The 17,446-nt window shown below is 60.6% G+C and carries 22 protein-coding genes, 1 pseudogene and 1 riboswitch; of the genes and pseudogenes, 9 read left to right on the top strand and 14 right to left on the bottom strand.

The features are described 5' to 3' along the window. Positions 1 to 9 precede the first annotated feature (9 nt). Entirely contained in the window at positions 10 to 1,131 is a 1,122-nt protein-coding gene (locus tag CWI66_RS03635; RefSeq protein ID WP_100730939.1) for a metal ABC transporter solute-binding protein, Zn/Mn family, read from the top strand. Between the two features lie 20 nt (positions 1,132 to 1,151). Here the strand turns inward: CWI66_RS03635 and CWI66_RS03630 are convergent, their stop codons facing one another. Beyond that, on the bottom strand, positions 1,152 to 2,039 hold the full coding sequence (locus CWI66_RS03630; RefSeq protein WP_198517435.1) for a LysR family transcriptional regulator: 888 nt from the start codon (positions 2,037 to 2,039) through the stop codon (positions 1,152 to 1,154). 147 nt (positions 2,040 to 2,186) lie between these two features. Between CWI66_RS03630 and ampC the strand changes: the two genes are divergently transcribed. Further along, positions 2,187 to 3,371 carry a class C beta-lactamase gene (gene ampC / locus CWI66_RS03625; RefSeq protein ID WP_100730938.1) on the top strand — a complete coding sequence of 395 codons (1,185 nt, stop codon included), beginning with the start codon at positions 2,187 to 2,189 and terminating at the stop codon, positions 3,369 to 3,371. A 139-nt stretch (positions 3,372 to 3,510) separates the two neighbouring features. Then, the gene (locus tag CWI66_RS03620; protein ID WP_016915804.1) at positions 3,511 to 4,203 is read left to right on the top strand and encodes a cupin domain-containing protein; all 693 of its coding nucleotides are present in this window, start codon (positions 3,511 to 3,513) and stop codon (positions 4,201 to 4,203) included. Here CWI66_RS03620 and CWI66_RS03615 read toward each other — a convergent pair. Continuing rightward, positions 4,184 to 4,549: a DUF6164 family protein gene (locus CWI66_RS03615; protein ID WP_016915803.1), complete on the bottom strand. Its 366-nt coding sequence runs from the start codon at positions 4,547 to 4,549 to the stop codon at positions 4,184 to 4,186. The two genes, CWI66_RS03620 and CWI66_RS03615, sit on opposite strands and share 20 nt — an antisense overlap. Before the next feature lies 1 nt (position 4,550). Next, entirely contained in the window at positions 4,551 to 5,084 is a 534-nt protein-coding gene (gene gloA / locus CWI66_RS03610) for a lactoylglutathione lyase (RefSeq protein WP_081139256.1), read from the bottom strand. Positions 5,085 to 5,290: 206 nt separating this feature from the next. Between gloA and CWI66_RS18295 the strand changes: the two genes are divergently transcribed. From CWI66_RS18295 to CWI66_RS03585, 6 genes and pseudogenes are all read left to right on the top strand, one after another. After that, positions 5,291 to 5,416, top strand: a complete 126-nt coding sequence (locus tag CWI66_RS18295; RefSeq protein WP_232710727.1) for a DUF2237 domain-containing protein — start codon at positions 5,291 to 5,293, stop codon at positions 5,414 to 5,416. Positions 5,417 to 5,464: 48 nt separating this feature from the next. Then, positions 5,465 to 5,556, top strand: a riboswitch (TPP riboswitch). A gap of 26 nt (positions 5,557 to 5,582) precedes the next feature. Further along, positions 5,583 to 6,392, top strand: a complete 810-nt coding sequence (gene thiM / locus CWI66_RS03600) for a hydroxyethylthiazole kinase (protein ID WP_100730937.1) — start codon at positions 5,583 to 5,585, stop codon at positions 6,390 to 6,392. Beyond that, entirely contained in the window at positions 6,382 to 6,996 is a 615-nt protein-coding gene (gene thiE / locus CWI66_RS03595; RefSeq protein ID WP_081192061.1) for a thiamine phosphate synthase, read from the top strand. The genes thiM and thiE overlap by 11 nt, the downstream gene beginning before the upstream one ends. Beyond that, positions 6,993 to 7,181 (top strand): annotated as a pseudogene (locus tag CWI66_RS18165) (helix-turn-helix domain-containing protein); the annotation flags it as partial. The gene thiE and the pseudogene CWI66_RS18165, both read left to right, overlap by 4 nt. A 6-nt stretch (positions 7,182 to 7,187) precedes the next feature. Continuing rightward, a complete protein-coding gene (locus tag CWI66_RS03590; RefSeq protein ID WP_016915796.1) occupies positions 7,188 to 7,598 on the top strand; it encodes a DoxX family protein in 411 nt (136 codons plus the stop codon). Between the two features lie 53 nt (positions 7,599 to 7,651). Beyond that, on the top strand, positions 7,652 to 8,389 hold the full coding sequence (locus CWI66_RS03585; protein ID WP_016915795.1) for a DODA-type extradiol aromatic ring-opening family dioxygenase: 738 nt from the start codon (positions 7,652 to 7,654) through the stop codon (positions 8,387 to 8,389). Here the strand turns inward: CWI66_RS03585 and trhP are convergent. The 11 genes from trhP to rplO all read right to left on the bottom strand — a co-directional run bounded on the left by trhP (position 8,382) and on the right by rplO (position 17,446). Further along, on the bottom strand, positions 8,382 to 9,737 hold the full coding sequence (gene trhP / locus CWI66_RS03580) for a prephenate-dependent tRNA uridine(34) hydroxylase TrhP (protein ID WP_100730935.1): 1,356 nt from the start codon (positions 9,735 to 9,737) through the stop codon (positions 8,382 to 8,384). The two genes, CWI66_RS03585 and trhP, sit on opposite strands and share 8 nt — an antisense overlap. Before the next feature lie 101 nt (positions 9,738 to 9,838). Next, entirely contained in the window at positions 9,839 to 10,714 is an 876-nt protein-coding gene (locus tag CWI66_RS03575) for a DMT family transporter (RefSeq protein ID WP_016915793.1), read from the bottom strand. A gap of 78 nt (positions 10,715 to 10,792) precedes the next feature. Then, entirely contained in the window at positions 10,793 to 12,088 is a 1,296-nt protein-coding gene (locus CWI66_RS03570; protein ID WP_016915792.1) for a D-alanyl-D-alanine carboxypeptidase family protein, read from the bottom strand. 330 nt (positions 12,089 to 12,418) lie between these two features. Further along, positions 12,419 to 12,805: a 50S ribosomal protein L17 gene (gene rplQ / locus CWI66_RS03565; RefSeq protein WP_016915791.1), complete on the bottom strand. Its 387-nt coding sequence runs from the start codon at positions 12,803 to 12,805 to the stop codon at positions 12,419 to 12,421. 39 nt (positions 12,806 to 12,844) lie between these two features. Next, the gene (locus CWI66_RS03560) at positions 12,845 to 13,840 is read right to left on the bottom strand and encodes a DNA-directed RNA polymerase subunit alpha (protein WP_016915790.1); all 996 of its coding nucleotides are present in this window, start codon (positions 13,838 to 13,840) and stop codon (positions 12,845 to 12,847) included. A 125-nt stretch (positions 13,841 to 13,965) separates the two neighbouring features. After that, positions 13,966 to 14,586, bottom strand: coding sequence for a 30S ribosomal protein S4 (gene rpsD, locus CWI66_RS03555; RefSeq protein ID WP_016915789.1), 621 nt, complete (start codon positions 14,584 to 14,586; stop codon positions 13,966 to 13,968). A 12-nt stretch (positions 14,587 to 14,598) separates the two neighbouring features. Continuing rightward, complete coding sequence (gene rpsK, locus CWI66_RS03550; RefSeq protein WP_009099028.1) at positions 14,599 to 14,985, bottom strand: 30S ribosomal protein S11; 387 nt, start codon at positions 14,983 to 14,985, stop codon at positions 14,599 to 14,601. Between the two features lie 52 nt (positions 14,986 to 15,037). After that, on the bottom strand, positions 15,038 to 15,394 hold the full coding sequence (gene rpsM / locus CWI66_RS03545; RefSeq protein ID WP_039180640.1) for a 30S ribosomal protein S13: 357 nt from the start codon (positions 15,392 to 15,394) through the stop codon (positions 15,038 to 15,040). Positions 15,395 to 15,515: 121 nt separating this feature from the next. Next, positions 15,516 to 15,629: a 50S ribosomal protein L36 gene (gene rpmJ / locus CWI66_RS03540; protein ID WP_081139244.1), complete on the bottom strand. Its 114-nt coding sequence runs from the start codon at positions 15,627 to 15,629 to the stop codon at positions 15,516 to 15,518. Positions 15,630 to 15,679: 50 nt separating this feature from the next. Then, on the bottom strand, positions 15,680 to 17,011 hold the full coding sequence (secY, locus tag CWI66_RS03535; RefSeq protein WP_016915787.1) for a preprotein translocase subunit SecY: 1,332 nt from the start codon (positions 17,009 to 17,011) through the stop codon (positions 15,680 to 15,682). Continuing rightward, the gene (gene rplO / locus CWI66_RS03530) at positions 17,012 to 17,446 is read right to left on the bottom strand and encodes a 50S ribosomal protein L15 (protein ID WP_016915786.1); all 435 of its coding nucleotides are present in this window, start codon (positions 17,444 to 17,446) and stop codon (positions 17,012 to 17,014) included.

The raw sequence follows: 17,446 nt of genomic DNA, 5'->3' as shown, positions 1-17,446 counted from the left end.
GAGTTTGTCATGTCCCTTTCCCATACGTCCCGCTGGCTGGTAGGCGTTTCCGCCATGCTGGCCCTGCCTGCCGCCATCGCCAATGAGCGTGTGCAGGTGGTCACCAGCTTCTCGATTCTGGCCGATATGGTCGAGAACGTGGGCGGTGAGCATGTCGAGGTCACTTCCCTGGTCGGCCCTGACGGCGATGCACACGTCTACTCGCCGCGCCCAGGTGATGCCCGTGCGCTGGCCGAGGCCGACCTGGTGGTCTTCAACGGCCTGCTGTTCGAAGGCTGGATGGAGCGACTGATCGACTCCAGCGATTATCAAGGCCCGGTGGTCACCGCAACGGATGGCATCAACGCCCTGGCCTACGCGGGCCATGACGATCATGGGCATGACGATCACGACCATGGACACGATCACGGGCATGATCATGGACATAGCCACGATCATGGGCACGATGCTCATGAACATGGCCATGATGACCATGAGCACGGCGACGATGATCCCCATGCCTGGCAGGACATGACCCAGGCGCGGGTCTACGTCGAGAACATCCGCGACGGCTTGATGGAAGTCGATGCGGACAACGCCGAGCAGTATCAGGCCAATGCCGATCGCTACCTGGCTGAAATGGCGGAGCTGGATGCCGAAATTCGTGCGCTGATCAGTGAGATCCCGGCTTCCGCCAGCGTCATCACCGGCCACGACTCCTTCGGTTACTTCTCCCGTGCCTATGGGGTCAACTTCCTGTCGCCGGTGGGGCTCTCTACCGAAGCAGATCCCAGCGGCGCCAGCATGGCAGCGCTGGTGGACGTGATCGAGCAGGAGAATGTTCAGGCGCTGTTCCACGAGAACATGACCAACCAGTCCATTATCGTGCAACTGGCCGAAGAAACCGGCCTGCCCATTGCAGGCACGCTTTACGCGGATGCGCTGGCCAGTGAGGGCGATGCCAGCACTTACCTGGGCATGATGCGCCACAACGCCACGGTACTCCACGCCGCCCTGGCCGAACCGGGCCATGATGATCATGGTCATGGCGACCACGACCACGACCACGACCACGACCACGACCACGACCACGACCACGACCACGACCACGACCACGACCACGACCACGGTGATCATGGTCATCGTCACTGATCATTGAGGTCAACGGCTGCTTACCGCTCAGTCTCACGCAGGTTGATCGTGGTGAGCAGCCACTGCCTGAAAGACGCCATGGCATGGGTTTCTGCCCGCGCTTGCAGGCGTGTCAGCCAGTACCCCCCTAGACTGACAGTGGTGTCGAAAGGCTGCACCAGCGCACCACTGCTCAGCTGCCGAGAAAACATCAACGGTGGCGCCAATGCCACGCCCACCCCTTGAAGCGCGGCTTCCACCATGGCAATGGAAGAGTCGAAGACGATGCTCTGGGTCGTGGGAAGGCTACGAGGCAATCCGGCGGCCAACAACCACTCGGCCCACTCATCGGCACGATACGAACGCAGCCAGGTTTCATGCAACACATCGGCTGGCGTGTCGAGCCGTGCAGCAATATCCGGAGCACACAGCACCGAAAGCGATGCAGGCAGTAGTGGCTGAGCCGCCGTGCCATGCCAGGCGCCCGTGCCAAAGCGAATCGCAAAATCGAGACCTTCAGCGGCTAGATCGGCACGATTGTTGTGGGTGGAGAGCCGTAAATTGACGAACGGATACGCGTCATGAAAGTCTGCCAGCCGTGGCAGCAGCCAACCCACGGCAAACGTACCCACCACACCCACGTTCAAGACCTCACGATGACGGCTTTCGCCTAACCGCTCCAACGTATGCGACATCTGATCGAACGCATTCTTCAGCACAGGCAACAGCAGCTCGCCTTCCTGAGTCAGCATTAGCCCTCGGGGCAAACGTGTGAATAGCGGCACCTTCAATAGCCCTTCCAGGCGCTTGACCTGATGGCTCACGGCCGCCTGTGTCACGTGCAGCTCTTCTGCTGCACGCGTGAAGCTCAAATGTCTGGCCGATGCCTCAAAGGCCCGCAGAGCCTTCAACGGCAAATAGGAACGCACTGCGCCACCCCCAAATTTTTCTAATAGCTCATGCAAAATCTTGCCATTTGTGGAGACCCATCGCGCTCTTTATTTTAGTCACCCGTGGCTTCTGTATCGACCAGAGCTGCCTTCCACCGACATGACTCATCGCAACAGGAGTTTTGCATGCGCACGCCGTTTTCAGCACGCCGCTGTCTTCTCATGGCCTCCTCCTTACTTTTCAGCGGGGCAGCCTGGGCGCTCGAAGAGCCTCACGAGGCCGATCTTCAAGCGTTGCTGGACAGCACGATCACCCCGCTGATGGAACAGTATCGTATCCCCGGCATGGCCGTCGCGCTAAGCATTCAGGGGCAGCCGTATTACTTTAATTATGGGCTTGCAAACCTGGAGACGGAGGAGCCGGTCACGGATGAGACGCTTTTCGAGCTAGGCTCCATCAGCAAGGTTTTCACGGCGGCCTTGACAGGCTACGCGCAGTCTAGCGGTGCCCTTTCCCTCTCTGACCCCGCCAGCGGCTACTGGCCAGCCCTTGAAGGCAGTGCCTTCGATGAGATCACCTTGCTGGAACTGGGCACCTACACGGCAGGCGAGCTTCCGCTGCAGTTTCCGGACTCGGTGCCATCAGAAGAGCAAATGATCGATTACTACCGCCAATGGCAACCCGAATCTGCTCCAGGGGCACAACGTCTGTATTCCAATCCGAGCATCGGTTTGCTGGGCCATCTCACCGCGCAACGTTTGGGCAGACCTTTCGAGACGCTGATGGAAGAAACGCTGTTCATACCGCTCGGGCTCGAACACACTCATTTTCAAGTGCCCGACGCGCAACGGGCACATTATGCCTACGGCTACTCGAAGGAGGATGAGCCCATTCGGGTGAACCCAGGCGTGCTGGATGCCCAGGCCTACGGGCTGAAAGCCAATGCCGCCGACGTGCTGACCTTTCTGGAGGCGAACATGCGAGACCCGGCCAATGCCAGCGGCACGACGGAACGGCTGGATGACGCCTTGGCAACGACACGCACAGGCTACTTCGACGTTGGCCCCATGACCCAGGGCCTGGGCTGGGAGCACTATCACTACCCGGTGACCCTGGAGACACTGCTGGAAGGCAATTCGCTCGAGATGATTTTGGCGCCCAACCCGGCACATCGCCTCACGCCACCGCAAGCCCCTCGGCAAGCGGCCTACTACAACAAGACGGGCTCAACCAATGGCTTCGGCGGCTATGTGGTCTTCGTGCCCAGCGAGCAGATCGCCATGGTGCTGCTGGCAAACCGCAACTACCCCATTCAGGCGCGTATCGAGACGGCTCACCATATTCTCAGTGCGCTGACCGACACCCCGTAATGAAAAACCGCCGCTTTCGAGCGGCGGTTTGTTTGCAAATGACGAGGTCAAGCATGAGGGAAGATTGCGTTTTGCAGCGCTGATAAAGGAGACTAGCCCCTCTCCCTGCTCATCTCACTCATTGCAAAGAGCCAAGCCCATGCGCCTGAACGCCGATTTTAGCCACTTTGCCTGTATGACGCCGGAGCAGTATCACTGGGTCGCGTCGCCCAGTGCAGGCGTGGAACGTATGATGCTGGACCGGATTGGCGAGGAAGTCGCCCGCGCCACCAGCCTGGTACGTTACGCGCCGCACAGCCAGTTCAGCCACCATACCCATGGCGGCGGTGAAGAGATTCTGGTGCTGGAGGGCGTGTTTGCCGACGAACATGGCCGCTACCCTGCGGGCAGCTACCTGCGCAATCCCATTGGCACTGGCCATACGCCCCATATTGGCGAAGAAGGTGCGCTGATTCTGGTGAAACTGCATCAGTTCGATGACAACGACCTGCTGCAGCTGGCCATTCCTGCCCACCGCCTGCCCTGGCAGCCCGACCGGCGGCCAGGCATCGGCTACAAAATGCTGCACACCTACGCACAGGAGAAGGTCAGTCTGGAACGCTGGGAGCACGATGTGGCCATCGATTACCCTGCGCTACCGGGCGGGCTGGAACTGCTGGTACTGGAAGGCTCGCTCTACGAGGCGGGCAACGAATACCCGCAGGGCAGCTGGTGCCGCTTCCCACCTGGGGCTACTCCATCGCTGCGCGCCGGTGAACATGGCGTCATGATGTACATGAAGCGCGGGCACCTGACGGATGCGGTGTGCCAGGCTAACGCGCCAGCCCAATGAACGGCAGCAGGGTCAGCAGTGCGATCAGGATGACAGCGACCATCACCAGCGCGATCTGAATCGGCTGTTCCCGTAACCGCTTCCCCCAAGTCGGTGCTTCGTTGCGGGCCACCGCCTCCTGGTGGGCCTTTCGCGCGCTGGCCTGGCGTTCGACCTGGTACTGCGCCAGCAGCGCCTCGGCGTCATCTCGCTGGGCCGGGTTGCGCAGCCAGATGGCATCGACCCCCAGGCGGAAGAACCCCGCCTGGGTTTCATACACGTCGAAGCCGTGTTCATCCAGCAGTTGGCGCACTTCCATGGCCTCTTCATCGGTCACGTGGCGCAACCGGAACAGCAAATGTGCCATATTAGCCGCCCAATGCGGCCATGCGATCCGCCTGAATCACTTCGATCCAGTAGCCGTCCGCGTCCTTGACGAAAATGACGTCTTTCATCTTGCCCTGGTCGGCACGCTTCACGAAGGTGACATCCTGCTCGTCGAACCAGGCCTGGGCGGCCTCCAGGTCCGGCACGCTGAAGCAGATGTGGCCAAACCCCTGGGGCTCGGCATTGCCGTCGTGGTAGGCAAAGTCCTGCTCGGTTTCGGTGCCCCAGTTGTGGGTCAGTTCCAGCAGGCCCTTCTGGCTGAAAGTCCAGGCGGTGCGAGCGTTCTGCTCCTCCGGCACCTGGTCGTCGGCTTCCACGTTAGCCAGAAAATAGAGCGAGAACTGCATCTCTTCGAAATCCAGCCGCCGCAGCACCTGCATGCCAAATACGCGGGAATAGAACGCCAGCGCGCGCTCTGGGTCCTTGACCCTCAGCATGGTGTGATTCAACCGAAACCCTTGGGTCTGGGGAGCCGCAGGGGCAACACCGGGATACTGTTCACCTGAAAACGACATGACTTTCTCCTGTTGCTGTGTGATGTATCTGGCCATTGGTACCCAAGTAAGCACTTTGGTACGTAAATACTTTGACGAAGCCCATACCATGTACAAGGCTTTAGGCTGCTGTTAACGCGAACCCCATCGAATCCGCCGTTACCGCCCCTTGGACCATGTATGAGGGCGGCGCTGCGATAATTCTAGTCCCTGCCTGAGGAGGCCGCATGTCACGTGATCTCAATGTACTGGGTGAGCCGCTCACCCCCTGCTGTCACTCGCCCAAGACGGGGGGTTTATCGTGGACGCTCGATGAAATGCTGACCTACGGCACACCCAGCGCGTTTCGCTGATCTTTCCGCGCCATTGGCTTTACACTTCCCGCCTGGCCGAGGATAGTACGCCTACGACAGGGGCGCCGCGATGCGGCTGAGAAGCACCCTTTGAACCTGAACCGGATAGCACCGGCGTAGGGAGTCGTGGTGCTTTCATTCACCACCTCCCTGCCGGGAGGAAGTCATGACCCTACCCAGCCCACGCGAGACGCTGCTCGCGCTGCGTGACCAGACCCCGCTGGTACACTGCATCACCAACTACGTTGCCATGAACAGTACCGCCAACCTGCTGTTGGCCGCCGGGGCCTCCCCCGCTATGCTGCATGCCCAGGAAGAAGTGGCGGAATTTACCGCCATCGCGGGAGCGCTCTCGATCAACATCGGTACGCTCTCTGCCCCTTGGGCCGAGGCCATGCAGCTGGCCGCCCACTCTGCCCAAACCCACGCGGTGCCCTGGGTGCTGGACCCGGTCGCCGTGGGTGCCACGCGGCTGCGCCAGCAAACCTGCCTGTCCCTGCTGGCTTACCAGCCCAGCGTGATTCGTGCCAATGCTTCGGAAATCATGGCGCTGAGCGGCCTTGCCCACCAGGGCCGGGGCGTGGATGCCACGGTCAGCACCGACGATGCCACCCAGGCGGCCATCACCCTGGCGCGTCGGTATCAGTGTGTCGTCGCCATGACCGGGGCCACCGATATCGTCACCGATGGCCAGTCGCTGTATCGTTTGACTGGCGGCCACCCGCTGATGCCACGGGTAACCACCCTGGGCTGCGGGCTCAGCGCGCTGGTCGCCGGTTTCGTGGCGGCCAACCGTCACGCCCCGCTGGCCGCCACGCTCGGCGCCCTGACCTACTTCAATCTGGCAGGCAGTCACGCCGGGCAGCAGGCCGAAGGGCCAGGCAGTTTCTATGTGACGCTGCTGGATACCCTGTACTCGCTCACGGCAGATGACCTGCCTGCACTACCTCACTCGGAGACCCTACATGTCGGTTGATCTTACGCTCTATCTGGTCACGGATGCTCAGCTATGCGCCTCCACGGGCCTGGAACGTACCGTGGAAGCCGCCGTGGCAGGAGGCGTCACGCTGGTCCAGCTACGCGACAAGCAGGCCAGCGACGAAGCCATGATTGCCCAGGCCAAGCGTCTCAAGGAAGTGCTGGCAGGTAGCGGAGTGCCGCTGATCATCAATGACCGGCTGAACGTGGCGCACGCCAGCGGTGCCGACGGCTTGCACGTTGGCCAGAGCGATACGGACGTGATGCAGGCCCGCCAGGTACTGGGCAAGCAGGCGATCATCGGGCTCTCCATCAATACCCTGGAGCAGTTGCAGCGTGCCCCCGTGGCGCTGCTGGATTACGTGGGGCTGGGGCCCGTGTTTGCCACCGGGAGCAAGCAGGACCACGCGCAGCCCATCGGTTTTACCGGGCTGGCCCAACTGGCCAGTGCCTGCCCGCTGCCCAGCGTGGCCATCGGCGGCTTGAAAGCCGAGCACGCCGCCCAGGTGAAAGCCGCCGGTGCCCACGGGCTCGCGGTGATCTCGGCCATTTGCGGCCATCCTGACCCCCGTCAGGCGGCCCAGGCGTTCTTCAGGTCATGACCCAGTTCGACCAACTGGCAGCCTTCGTCAAGGTGGCCGAGCTGGGCAGTTACACGCGGGCGGCGGAGGCCCTGGACCTCTCGCGCACCTTGCTATCGCGCCGGGTCATGGCGCTCGAGGAATCGCTGGGCGCGCGGCTGATACAGCGCACCACCCGGCGGCTGCACCTGACGGAAGCAGGAGAGAACACCATGACGACGACACTGACAACCCAAGCATCACACCTGCATGCCACTGCCCTGCTGCGCATCAGCCTGGGCATCATGACCCTGGCCCACGGGCTGTTGAAAGTATTCGTGTTCACCCTGCCTGGAACGGTCGGCTATTTTGAGTCGCTGGGCCTGCCAGGCTTTCTGGCCTACCTGACCATTGCGGCGGAAGTCGGCGGAGGCTTGGCCTTGCTGCTGGGTATCTATACCCGCTGGGTCAGCCTTGCCCTGGTACCGGTTTTGCTGGGAGCCGCCTGGGTACATATCGGTAACGGCTGGCTCTTCTCCAACCCGGGCGGCGGCTGGGAATTCCCGGTATTCTGGGCCATTGCACTGGTCGTGCAAGCCGGCCTTGGCAGCGGCAGCCTGGTCGTTGCACGCCGCTTCGCGTGAGCCACTGGCCTGCTGGCGCGCCTACGCTGGCAGGCCGCACATCGAGGTGCCTTATGTTACCTAGCCTGTTTATCTCTCACGGCTCGCCCATGCTGGCGCTGACCCCCACGCCCGCTCACCAGTTCCTGCGTGAGCTGGGCCAGACGCTTCGCCCCAAGGCCATCGTCGTGGTCTCTGCCCATTGGGAAACGCCGGAGCTGCTCATCAGTCAGAGCGCTCACCCCGAGACCCTCCACGATTTTGGCGGTTTTCCGGCAGCGTTGTTCGCCGTGCAGTACCCGGCACCGGGGGACCCAGCCCTGGCCGCAACGCTGGGCAAAACGCTCGGTGCCAGACTCGTGGAGCGCGGCATGGACCACGGCGCTTGGGTGCCACTTTCCCTGATGTACCCCGAGGCCAGGCTACCGGTCGTGTCGTTGTCGCTTCCCAGCCGCTGGAGCAACGCGGCGCTGATGGAGTTGGGCCAGCGGCTTGCCCACCTGCGCAGCGAAGGTATTCTGGTCGTGGGCTCCGGCAGCCTGACCCATAACCTGCATGCGCTACTGCCCCAGGGCAGCCAGGCACCAGGCTGGGTGGATGCCTTTGCCGATTGGGCACACACCCAACTGGAAAAAGACGCGCGGGAGGCGCTGCTGACATGGCAAACGGCTCCCCATGCCCAGCGCAACCATCCCACGCCGGAGCACTTCCAACCGTTACTGGTCGCCATGGGAGCCGGGGGTCAGGGCCAGCGGCTGCACCATAGCGTCGAGCACGGCGTGCTGGCGATGGATGTCTACGCGTTCAACTGACGGCCACGCCCAGATGGCTGGCCTGGGCGGAGGTGCGGGAGGGAGCGGTAGAAAGATCCCGCATCAACAGTGCAAACTCCCACTGCTCCGGGCCGATGGGCGCGCCAGGTAGCGCTATGCGGACACGATGCCCTGAGCCGGGTGCGGCAGTCTGATACTCGCCGCGCCCGTTCTCCATCTGCTTCAGCACGAAACGACGATTGCCAGAGGGCAGCATCAGCTCCATGGAATCGCCCACTTCGAAGCGATTCTTGACCTCGACGTCCAGCAGGCTGCCCGTGGCATCGACGCCGATGATGTCGCCCACGAACTGCTGGTGCACGCCAACGGAGTGGCCGCGCTCGTAGTTCTGAAACTCATCGTGCACATGGCGGCGGTAAAAGCCCTCGGTATAGCCTCGGTTGGCCAGGTTTTCCAACTGATCCATCAAGCCCATGTCGAAGGGGCGGCCTGCCACGGCATCGTCAATGGCCTGACGATACACCTGCGCAGTACGCGCCACGTAGTAGTGGGACTTGGTACGTCCTTCGATCTTCAGTGACGCCACACCCATACGCGCCAAGCGTGCCACGTGCTGCACGGCGCGCAGGTCTTTGGAGTTGAACAGGTAAGTGCCGTGCTCGTCTTCGTAGATGGGCATCCGCTTGCCCGGCTGGGAGACGTCTTCGATCAACGCGGCCCGCTCGGTGTCTGCCGCCACGGGTATCAGGTCGCCGGTGGCATCCCGGGTGGCATCCAGCGTCTTGTATTGCCAGCGGCAGGCGTTGGTGCAGGTGCCCTGGTTCGGGTCACGGCGATTGACGTACCCCGAGAGCAGGCAGCGCCCTGAATATGCGATGCACAGCGCGCCGTGAACGAACGTCTCGATCTCGATATCCGGGCATTCGGTGCGGATCTCGGCCACCTCTTCCAGCGACAGCTCCCGAGAAAGAATGATGCGCTGGATCCCCTGCCGCTGCCAGAACTTGACCGCGGCCCAGTTCACCACGTTGGCCTGCACCGACAGGTGGATGACTTGTTCCGGCCAGCGCTCACGGATCATCATGATCAGCCCGGGGTCGGACATGATCAGAGCGTCCGGCCCAGCCTCGATCACCGGCTCCATATCCCGCAGATAGGTCGTGAGCTTGCTGTTGTGCGCAGCGATGTTGGAGGCCACGTAGAACTGCTTGCCTCTGGCATGGGCATACTCGATGCCCCGGTGCAGCGTCGCCACCTTGAAGTCGTTATTGCGCACCCGTAGCGAGTAGCGCGGCTGCCCGGCGTAGACCGCATCGGCCCCGTAGGCAAACGCGTAGCGCATGTTGTGAAACGTGCCCGCAGGCGAGAGAAGTTCGGGAGCTTGCATAACCGTCACCGTTGTTTGAACGGGCGGCATTATAGTCAGCGCACCTCGCCGGTTGCGGCCCGTCGGCCGGTTTGCTGACCTGGGTCAATTCCCGGTGCATGTCAGGCCGTGGGGCGACGTTTCAGGGTGGTGCGACGGTCGTGATAGGCAATGGCCAGACCGCTGCACATGATCAGCGCGCTGCCTACCCAGACCCAGACGTCCGGCAGTTCTCCCCAGAACCACCACCCCAGCAGCACGGCCCACAGCATGGCGGTGTAATCGAAGGGCGCCGCAATGGCGGCGGGCGCATGGCGAAAGGCCAGGGTGATGAACGCCGTGGCCCCCACCCCTAGCACCCCGGAGGCGGCAAAGCCCAGCCAGTGCCAGGGATGGGGCGTTTGCCATACCCAGGGCAGGCTGAGGCCCGTCAGTACCAGCGGCACGGCCGTCATGTAGAACACCATGGCCCACAGGTGCTCGTTGGCGCCATAGCGCCGCGCGGTGACCATCATCAGCGCGTAGAACACCGCCGCGCCCAGCACCACCATGGCCCCCAGTTGAAAGGCATCACCGCCTGGCCGCACCACGATCAGCACCCCGACAAAGCCAAGCAGCGAAGCGGCCAGCACTGGCGGGTCGATACGCTCACCCAGTAACGGCACCGACAGCAGCGTCACGAACAGCGGGGCCACAAAGGCAATCGCCGTGGCTTCCGCCAGCGGCAGCAGGGTCAACCCCCAGACGAAGCACACCATGGTGGCGGTATAAATGAGCCCGCGCAGCAGGTGCACGCCCGGGCGACGCGTACGCAATTTGCGCAGCCCACCACCAAAATGGGCCAGCAGGGCGATCAGCGGTAGCGACACCAGCGTTCTGAAAAAAATGATTTGCAGCGGCGAGTGTACCTCACCCAACCATTTCGATACCGCGTCTCCCAAGGCCAGAAACAGTACGCCTGCACACATGCAGAGAATGCCTTTCAGGGAAGATGTCATGGCGTTCCTCCTGTGGTCGCATAAAACAAAACGCCCCGCCAATGCTGCACTGGCGGGGCGTTGGCGTGCCGGGTGGCGTCAAAGGCTGGCGTTCACCACCATGCAGTCCATGCCCTGGGCCTGCAGTGACTGACAGGCCTGACGGGCACGCATTTCGTCCAGCGCCACGACGCGTGCTCGGAACACCGTCGAGCGCCCCTCCAGCGTATCGATGGCGACCTGCCCCCCCACCTCACTGGGCAGCCGCTGGGCAGCCTGTTGGGCCAGCTGTTCCGCCTGATGGGCCTGACTGAAGGCACCCACCTGGATGCCCCAGTTACCGCCTCCGGAGGCCGGTGCCGATCCCATCGAGGCAAAGCCACGCTCCTGCTCGATCAAGGCCAGCAGCGGGTCACCCTGCGGAGAAGGTGTAGGCGCCATGGTTTGTGACCACTGGGCCTCCACGGCCGCCGCCGTGACCGGGGCGCTGGTGTCGATATGCGCCATCATCGGCCGCGATGGGGGCTCGGGAGGAGGCGAGATCGCCTGCTGTGAGCCCCCAAAGCCCATGTACTCCTGCGAGAAGCTGGTGTTGGCAATCCAGGTCTGGTGGTCGCGTAGCGCTGCGCGCTCGAAACTGCGATCCAGCAGGCTGGCCATGTGCGTATCCCTGGAGGCGGCGGTGAAACCGCCCATCACCACCGCCACCATGCGTCGGCCGTTATGTACGGCAGTGGTCGCGACATTGAACCCGGAGGCACGGATGAAACCGGTCTTCAGGCCGTCGGCGCCGGGATAGTCACGTACCAGGCGGTTGTGGCTAGTGTGGCGAGTGCCACGATGGGTGAACTCCTGCAGCCCAAAGTAGTGGTAGTACTGGGGAAAGTCCTGTATCACACGCACCGACAGGGTCAGCATATCCCGCGCTGTGGTGACCTGCTGGTCATCCGGCAACCCCGAGGCATTGCGGAAAGTCGTCCTGCTCATGCCCAGCTCACGGGCTCTTTCCGTCATCAGGTGGGCAAAGCGCTGCTCACTGCCCCCCAGAGCCTCGGCCACCACTACGGCCACGTCGTTGGCAGAGCGTACCGCCAGGGCGCGCATGGCGGTGTCCACGCTGATGGTGCTGCCGGCTGACAACCACAGCTTGCTGGCGGGCATGGCCGCCGCCTGAGCCGACACCGGCAGCGCCTGATCGAGCCGCAAGTCCCCTCTCTCCAGCGCTTCGAAGGTGAGGTACATGGTCATCATCTTGGTCAGTGAGGCGGGGTAGCGCGCTTCGTCGGCGTTCTCAGAATAGAGGACTTCACCATGTTCCAGATCGACGACGATGCCCGCATAGCGTGGGTTGGCCTGCGCTTTGGTGATACTGCCGATCACCAGTAGACCGAGCATCAACAGCCATACCGTTGCCGCTGTCCGTGAATACCTTGCCTCTGCTGACATACCTGCCCCTTGATGAATGTACATCACTGCTAAACGTCACTCGCGCCTGCTACCCTGGCACACACTTACTGATGACCTAGCACCGCCCTTGAATGGCCATGCTCAGCCGAATAAGACTAGCATGGCCTGCCGACAAATGGATGTGCCCGAGGGCTTATATATAGATTAATCCCGGCCCGACAGGCAATCTGTTCATATCCCGTAGACATAAAAACATGGACACAAAAAAACCGCCCGGTGAGGGGCGGTTTTCATTGTGCCTTGGAAGGGGCGCTACGCTTACTCTGCAGCGGCTTCTTCCTGGGCTACCGGGCGGTCTACCAGTTCAACGTAGGCCATGGGGGCGTTGTCGCCGGTGCGGAAACCGCACTTGAGAATACGGATGTAACCACCCGGACGCTCGGCGTAACGCGGACCCAGCTCGTTGAACAGTTTGCCGACGGCTTCTTTGGAGCGCGTACGAGCAAACGCCAGACGGCGGTTTGCAACGCTATCCTGCTTTGCCAGGGTGATCAGCGGCTCGATAACGCGACGCAGTTCCTTGGCCTTGGGCAGGGTTGTCTTGATGACTTCATGTTCGACCAGCGAGACAGACATGTTCTTGAACATGGCCTGACGGTGCGAGCTGGTACGATTCAGATGACGACCACTCTTACGATGACGCATGGTTGTGATTCCTTACCAAACTGGGACTCAAGTCGACGCTTACGCGGAGGCCTTGTCGTCCTTCAGGCTAGCGGGTGGCCAATTTTCCAGCCGCATACCGAGGGACAAGCCGCGCGCTGCCAATACATCCTTGATTTCATTCAAGGACTTCTTACCGAGGTTCGGGGTCTTCAACAGCTCCACTTCCGTGCGCTGGATCAGATCACCGATGTAGTAGATATTCTCGGCTTTCAGACAGTTGGCGCTGCGAACGGTCAACTCGAGATCGTCTACGGGGCGCAATAGGATCGGATCAACGTGATCCTCTTCCTCTTCGACTTCCTGCTCTTTGTCAGCTTCCAGGTCGACGAAGGCGGCCAGCTGCTCTTGCAGAATGGTCGCACTGCGACGGATAGCCTCTTCCGGATCCAGTGTACCGTCGGTTTCCAGGTCGATAATCAGCTTATCGAGGTCGGTACGCTGCTCGACACGAGCGGCTTCGACCGAGTAGGAAACACGGCGAACAGGGCTGAAGGTGGCATCCAGCTGCAGGCGGCCAATAGCACGGGTCTCTTCATCAGAGCCACGAGCGTCAGCCGGTTCGTAACCACGACCCAGCGCTACCTTAAGCTGAATTTTCAGCTCGGCACCTTCATTGACGTGTGCAATGACGTGGTCCGGGTTGACGATTTCGACGCTATGATCAAGCGCAATGTCGCCAGCGGTGACGACGGCTGGGCCCTGCTTGTTCAGCGAGAGCACCGCCTCATCGCGGCTGTGCATCTTGATCGCAACATCTTTCAAGTTCAGGAGGATTTCGATGACATCTTCCTGCACCCCTTCGAGCGCACTGTATTCGTGCTCTACACCGGCGATTTCAGCCTCTACCACGGCAGCGCCGGGCATGGATGAAAGCAGAATGCGACGAAGTGCATTCCCCAGGGTGTGACCAAAGCCGCGCTCGAACGGTTCGAGAACGATTTTGGCATGATGTGCGCTGATCTCTTCGACCTTGATGTCGCGGGGGCGAAGAAACTCTGTCACTGAACGCTGCATATGAACACCTTTCAGGCTGCCAAACGGATACTGAGTACTCTAAAGCACAATACTCAAGAGCATCTGGGCGGTTAGCTTTGCTATCCCGCCCAGGCCTCAAGAAGCAGAAGTAACAAACAGACTGCTTACTTGGAGTACAGCTCGACGATCAGGTTTTCGTTGATGTCGGCAGTCAGGTCACCGCGTTCAGGCAGAGCCTTGAAAGTGCCTTCCATCTTCTTGGCGTCGATTTCGATCCAGGTGATATCGCCACGGTTGGCAGCAATGCTCAACGCGCTTTGGATACGAGCCTGGTTCTTCGCCTTTTCACGAACAGCTACCACGTCACCCGGCTTCACTTGGTAGGAAGCAACGTTAACGGTGCGGCCGTTGACGGAAATCGCCTTGTGGCTGACCAGCTGACGCGCTTCAGAGCGAGTCGAGCCGAAGCCCATGCGGTAGACGACGTTATCCAGTCGGGATTCAAGCAGTTGCAACAGTACTTCACCGGTCGCACCTTTCAGGCGAGCGGCTTCTTTATAGTAGTTGCGGAACTGCTTTTCGAGTACGCCGTACATACGGCGTACTTTCTGCTTCTCGCGAAGCTGCAAGCCGTAGTCGGAAAGACGCTGACGACGCTGGCCGTGTACGCCCGGGATCTGCTCGGATTTACACTTTTTCTCGAAGGGAGTCACGCCACTCTTCAGGAAGAGATCGGTGCCTTCACGACGAGACAGTTTGCACTTCGGTCCAATATAACGAGCCATGAATCTGTCTCCTTAAACGCGGCGTTTCTTCGGCGGACGGCAGCCATTATGGGGGATGGGCGTCGCGTCTACGATGCTTTGCACGCGGAAGCCGGCGGCGTTCAGTGCGCGCACGGCGGATTCACGGCCGGGACCGGGGCCCTTGACCAGCACGTCTACGTTTTTCACACCATACTCGGCTGCAGCAGTTGCTGCACGTTCGCTTGCAACTTGCGCAGCGAACGGGGTGCTCTTGCGAGAACCACGAAAACCCGAACCACCGGCTGTTGCCCAAGAAAGAGCATTGCCCTGGCGGTCTGTGATCGTCACGATCGTGTTGTTAAAAGAGGCATGGATGTGCGCGACGGCGTCCACTACCTGCTTTTTAACCTTTTTACGGTTACTACGCGGGTTAGCCATGTTGATGTCTATTCCTGTCTTAACGTCAGCTCTCGATTAAAGAGCCTGCGTGTTATTTGCGGATCGGCTTACGCGGGCCCTTACGGGTACGCGCGTTAGTCTTGGTCCGCTGACCACGCAGCGGAAGACTACGACGATGACGCAGACCACGGTAGCAGCCTAAGTCCATGAGACGCTTGATGTTAAGCGTGACATCACGACGAAGGTCGCCTTCTACGGTGTACTTACCAACTTCAGAACGCAGGGTATCCAGCTCGTCGCCAGACAGGTCTACGATCTTGGTAGTCGGCGCGATACCGGCAGCAACACAGATGTGTTGAGCGCGAGTACGGCCAATCCCGAAGATATAGGTCAGCGAGATCGCCGCATGCTTGTTGTCCGGGATATTGACGCCTGCAATACGGGCCATCAGCTTACTCCGAAATTTGAGCGGCTTGCTCGTTTATTCATCTACAAAAGGCGCAACAGCATACCCCTTTAGGAGCCCGAAGGCAAGGGGTATGCCTGCACCCGCTTAAAACAGCCCAGGTTTAGCCCTGACGCTGTTTGTGCCGCGGCTCGACACAGATGACGCGTACAGCGCCATTGCGACGAATGATCTTGCAGTTACGGCACATCTTCTTTACGGAAGCTCGAACTTTCATCGTTCTTTCTCCAAAAACGGCTCGCGGCGCGCCAATTCGTTAGGGGCGCCTCAGCGCATGATGCCGCCGCTACCGTAGCCTTTCAGGTTGGACTTCTTCATCACTGAGTCATATTGATGCGACATGAGATGCGACTGCACCTGGGCCATGAAGTCCATGATGACCACTACCACGATCAGCAGCGACGTACCGCCAAAGAAGAACGGAACGTTCCATGCTACGATCAGGAACTGGGGCATCAGGGAAACCGCAGTGATATACAAGGCACCGAACAGAGTGAGACGAGTCATCACTTTGTCGATATAGCGAGCGGTCTGCTCGCCGGGGCGAATGCCCGGCAGGAAAGCGCCTGACTTTTTGAGATTGTCAGCCACATCCTTGGGGTTGAAGACCAGCGCTGTGTAAAAGAAGCAGAAGAATACCACTGCCGCAGCGAAAAGCAAGATGTAAAGCGGTTGGCCAGGGCCTAACGCCTGCGAGGCACGCTGCAACCACTCCATGCCTTCGCCAGCGCCTACCCACTGACCGATAGAGGCCGGGAAGAGTAGAATACTGGAGGCAAAGATCGCGGGAATGACGCCCGCCATGTTCACCTTCAACGGCAAGTAGCTGCTTTGACCTGCATACATCTTGTTGCCCACTTGGCGACGTGGGTAGTTCACCTTGAGGCGGCGTTGGCCACGCTCGATGAACACCACGAATGCCACGGTGGCAATACCTAGCACGGACAGCGCTAACAGCGGAAGAACATTCCAGGCCCCTTCGTTACGAGCAAGCTCGAAGGCTTGCCCCACGGCACTGGGCAGCCCAGCGACGATCCCCGCGAAGATCAGCAGCGAAATACCGTTGCCGATGCCCTTCTCGGTGATCTGCTCACCTAGCCACATCATAAACACCGCACCCGACACAAACGTGATGATGGCGGTGAAATAGAAGCTGAAGTCAGCGCTGTAAGCGATGCCTTGGCTAGCCAGACCCACGGACATGCCGGTAGCCTGGACAAAAGCCAGTAGCACCGTGCCGTAGCGGGTGTACTGGCTAATCTTGCGGCGGCCAGCCTCGCCCTCTTTCTTGAGCTGTTCAAGATGAGGGGAGACTGCAGTCATCAGCTGCATGATAATCGACGCCGAAATATAGGGCATGATGCCCAGGGCGAGGACGCTCATGCGCTCCAGGGCGCCACCCGAGAACATGTTGAACATGCCCAGGATGGTGCCCTGTTGCTCCCTGAACAAGGCAGCAAGCTGGTCAGGATTGATACCGGGAACGGGAATGTGGGCACCGATACGGTACACCACGATGGCGAGGAGCACGAAGCGCAAACGCGCCCACAGTTCACTCAGACCGCTGCCCATCGCCGGCATGTTTCCTGACTTGGCCATTTAGTCCTCTACCTTGCCGCCAGCGGCTACGATCGCTTCACGGGCACCTTTGGTGACCTTGATTCCACGAACGGTAACCGCTTTGTTCAGTTCGCCAGAAAGGATGATCTTCGCATGCAGCGTCGCATCCTTCAGCACGTTGGCTTGCTTCAGGGTTTCCATGGTGACTTCGTCACCGGCAACCTTGGCAAGTTCCGCCAGGCGTACTTCTTCAGATACCAGCGACTTGGCAGACGTGAAGCCAAACTTCGGCAAACGACGCTGCAGCGGCATCTGACCGCCTTCGAAACCAGGCTTGACGCTACCGCCACTGCGTGATTTCTGACCTTTGTGGCCACGGCCACCGGTCTTGCCCAGACCGGAACCGATACCACGACCAACGCGCTTTTCAGCGTGTTTGGAGCCCGGTGCCGGGCTCAGGGTATTGAGTTTCAT

Source organism: Halomonas sp. 141, assembly GCF_002810305.1.
Lineage (GTDB): Bacteria > Pseudomonadota > Gammaproteobacteria > Pseudomonadales > Halomonadaceae > Vreelandella > Vreelandella stevensii.
This window is presented reverse-complemented; position numbering and strand designations above follow the sequence as displayed.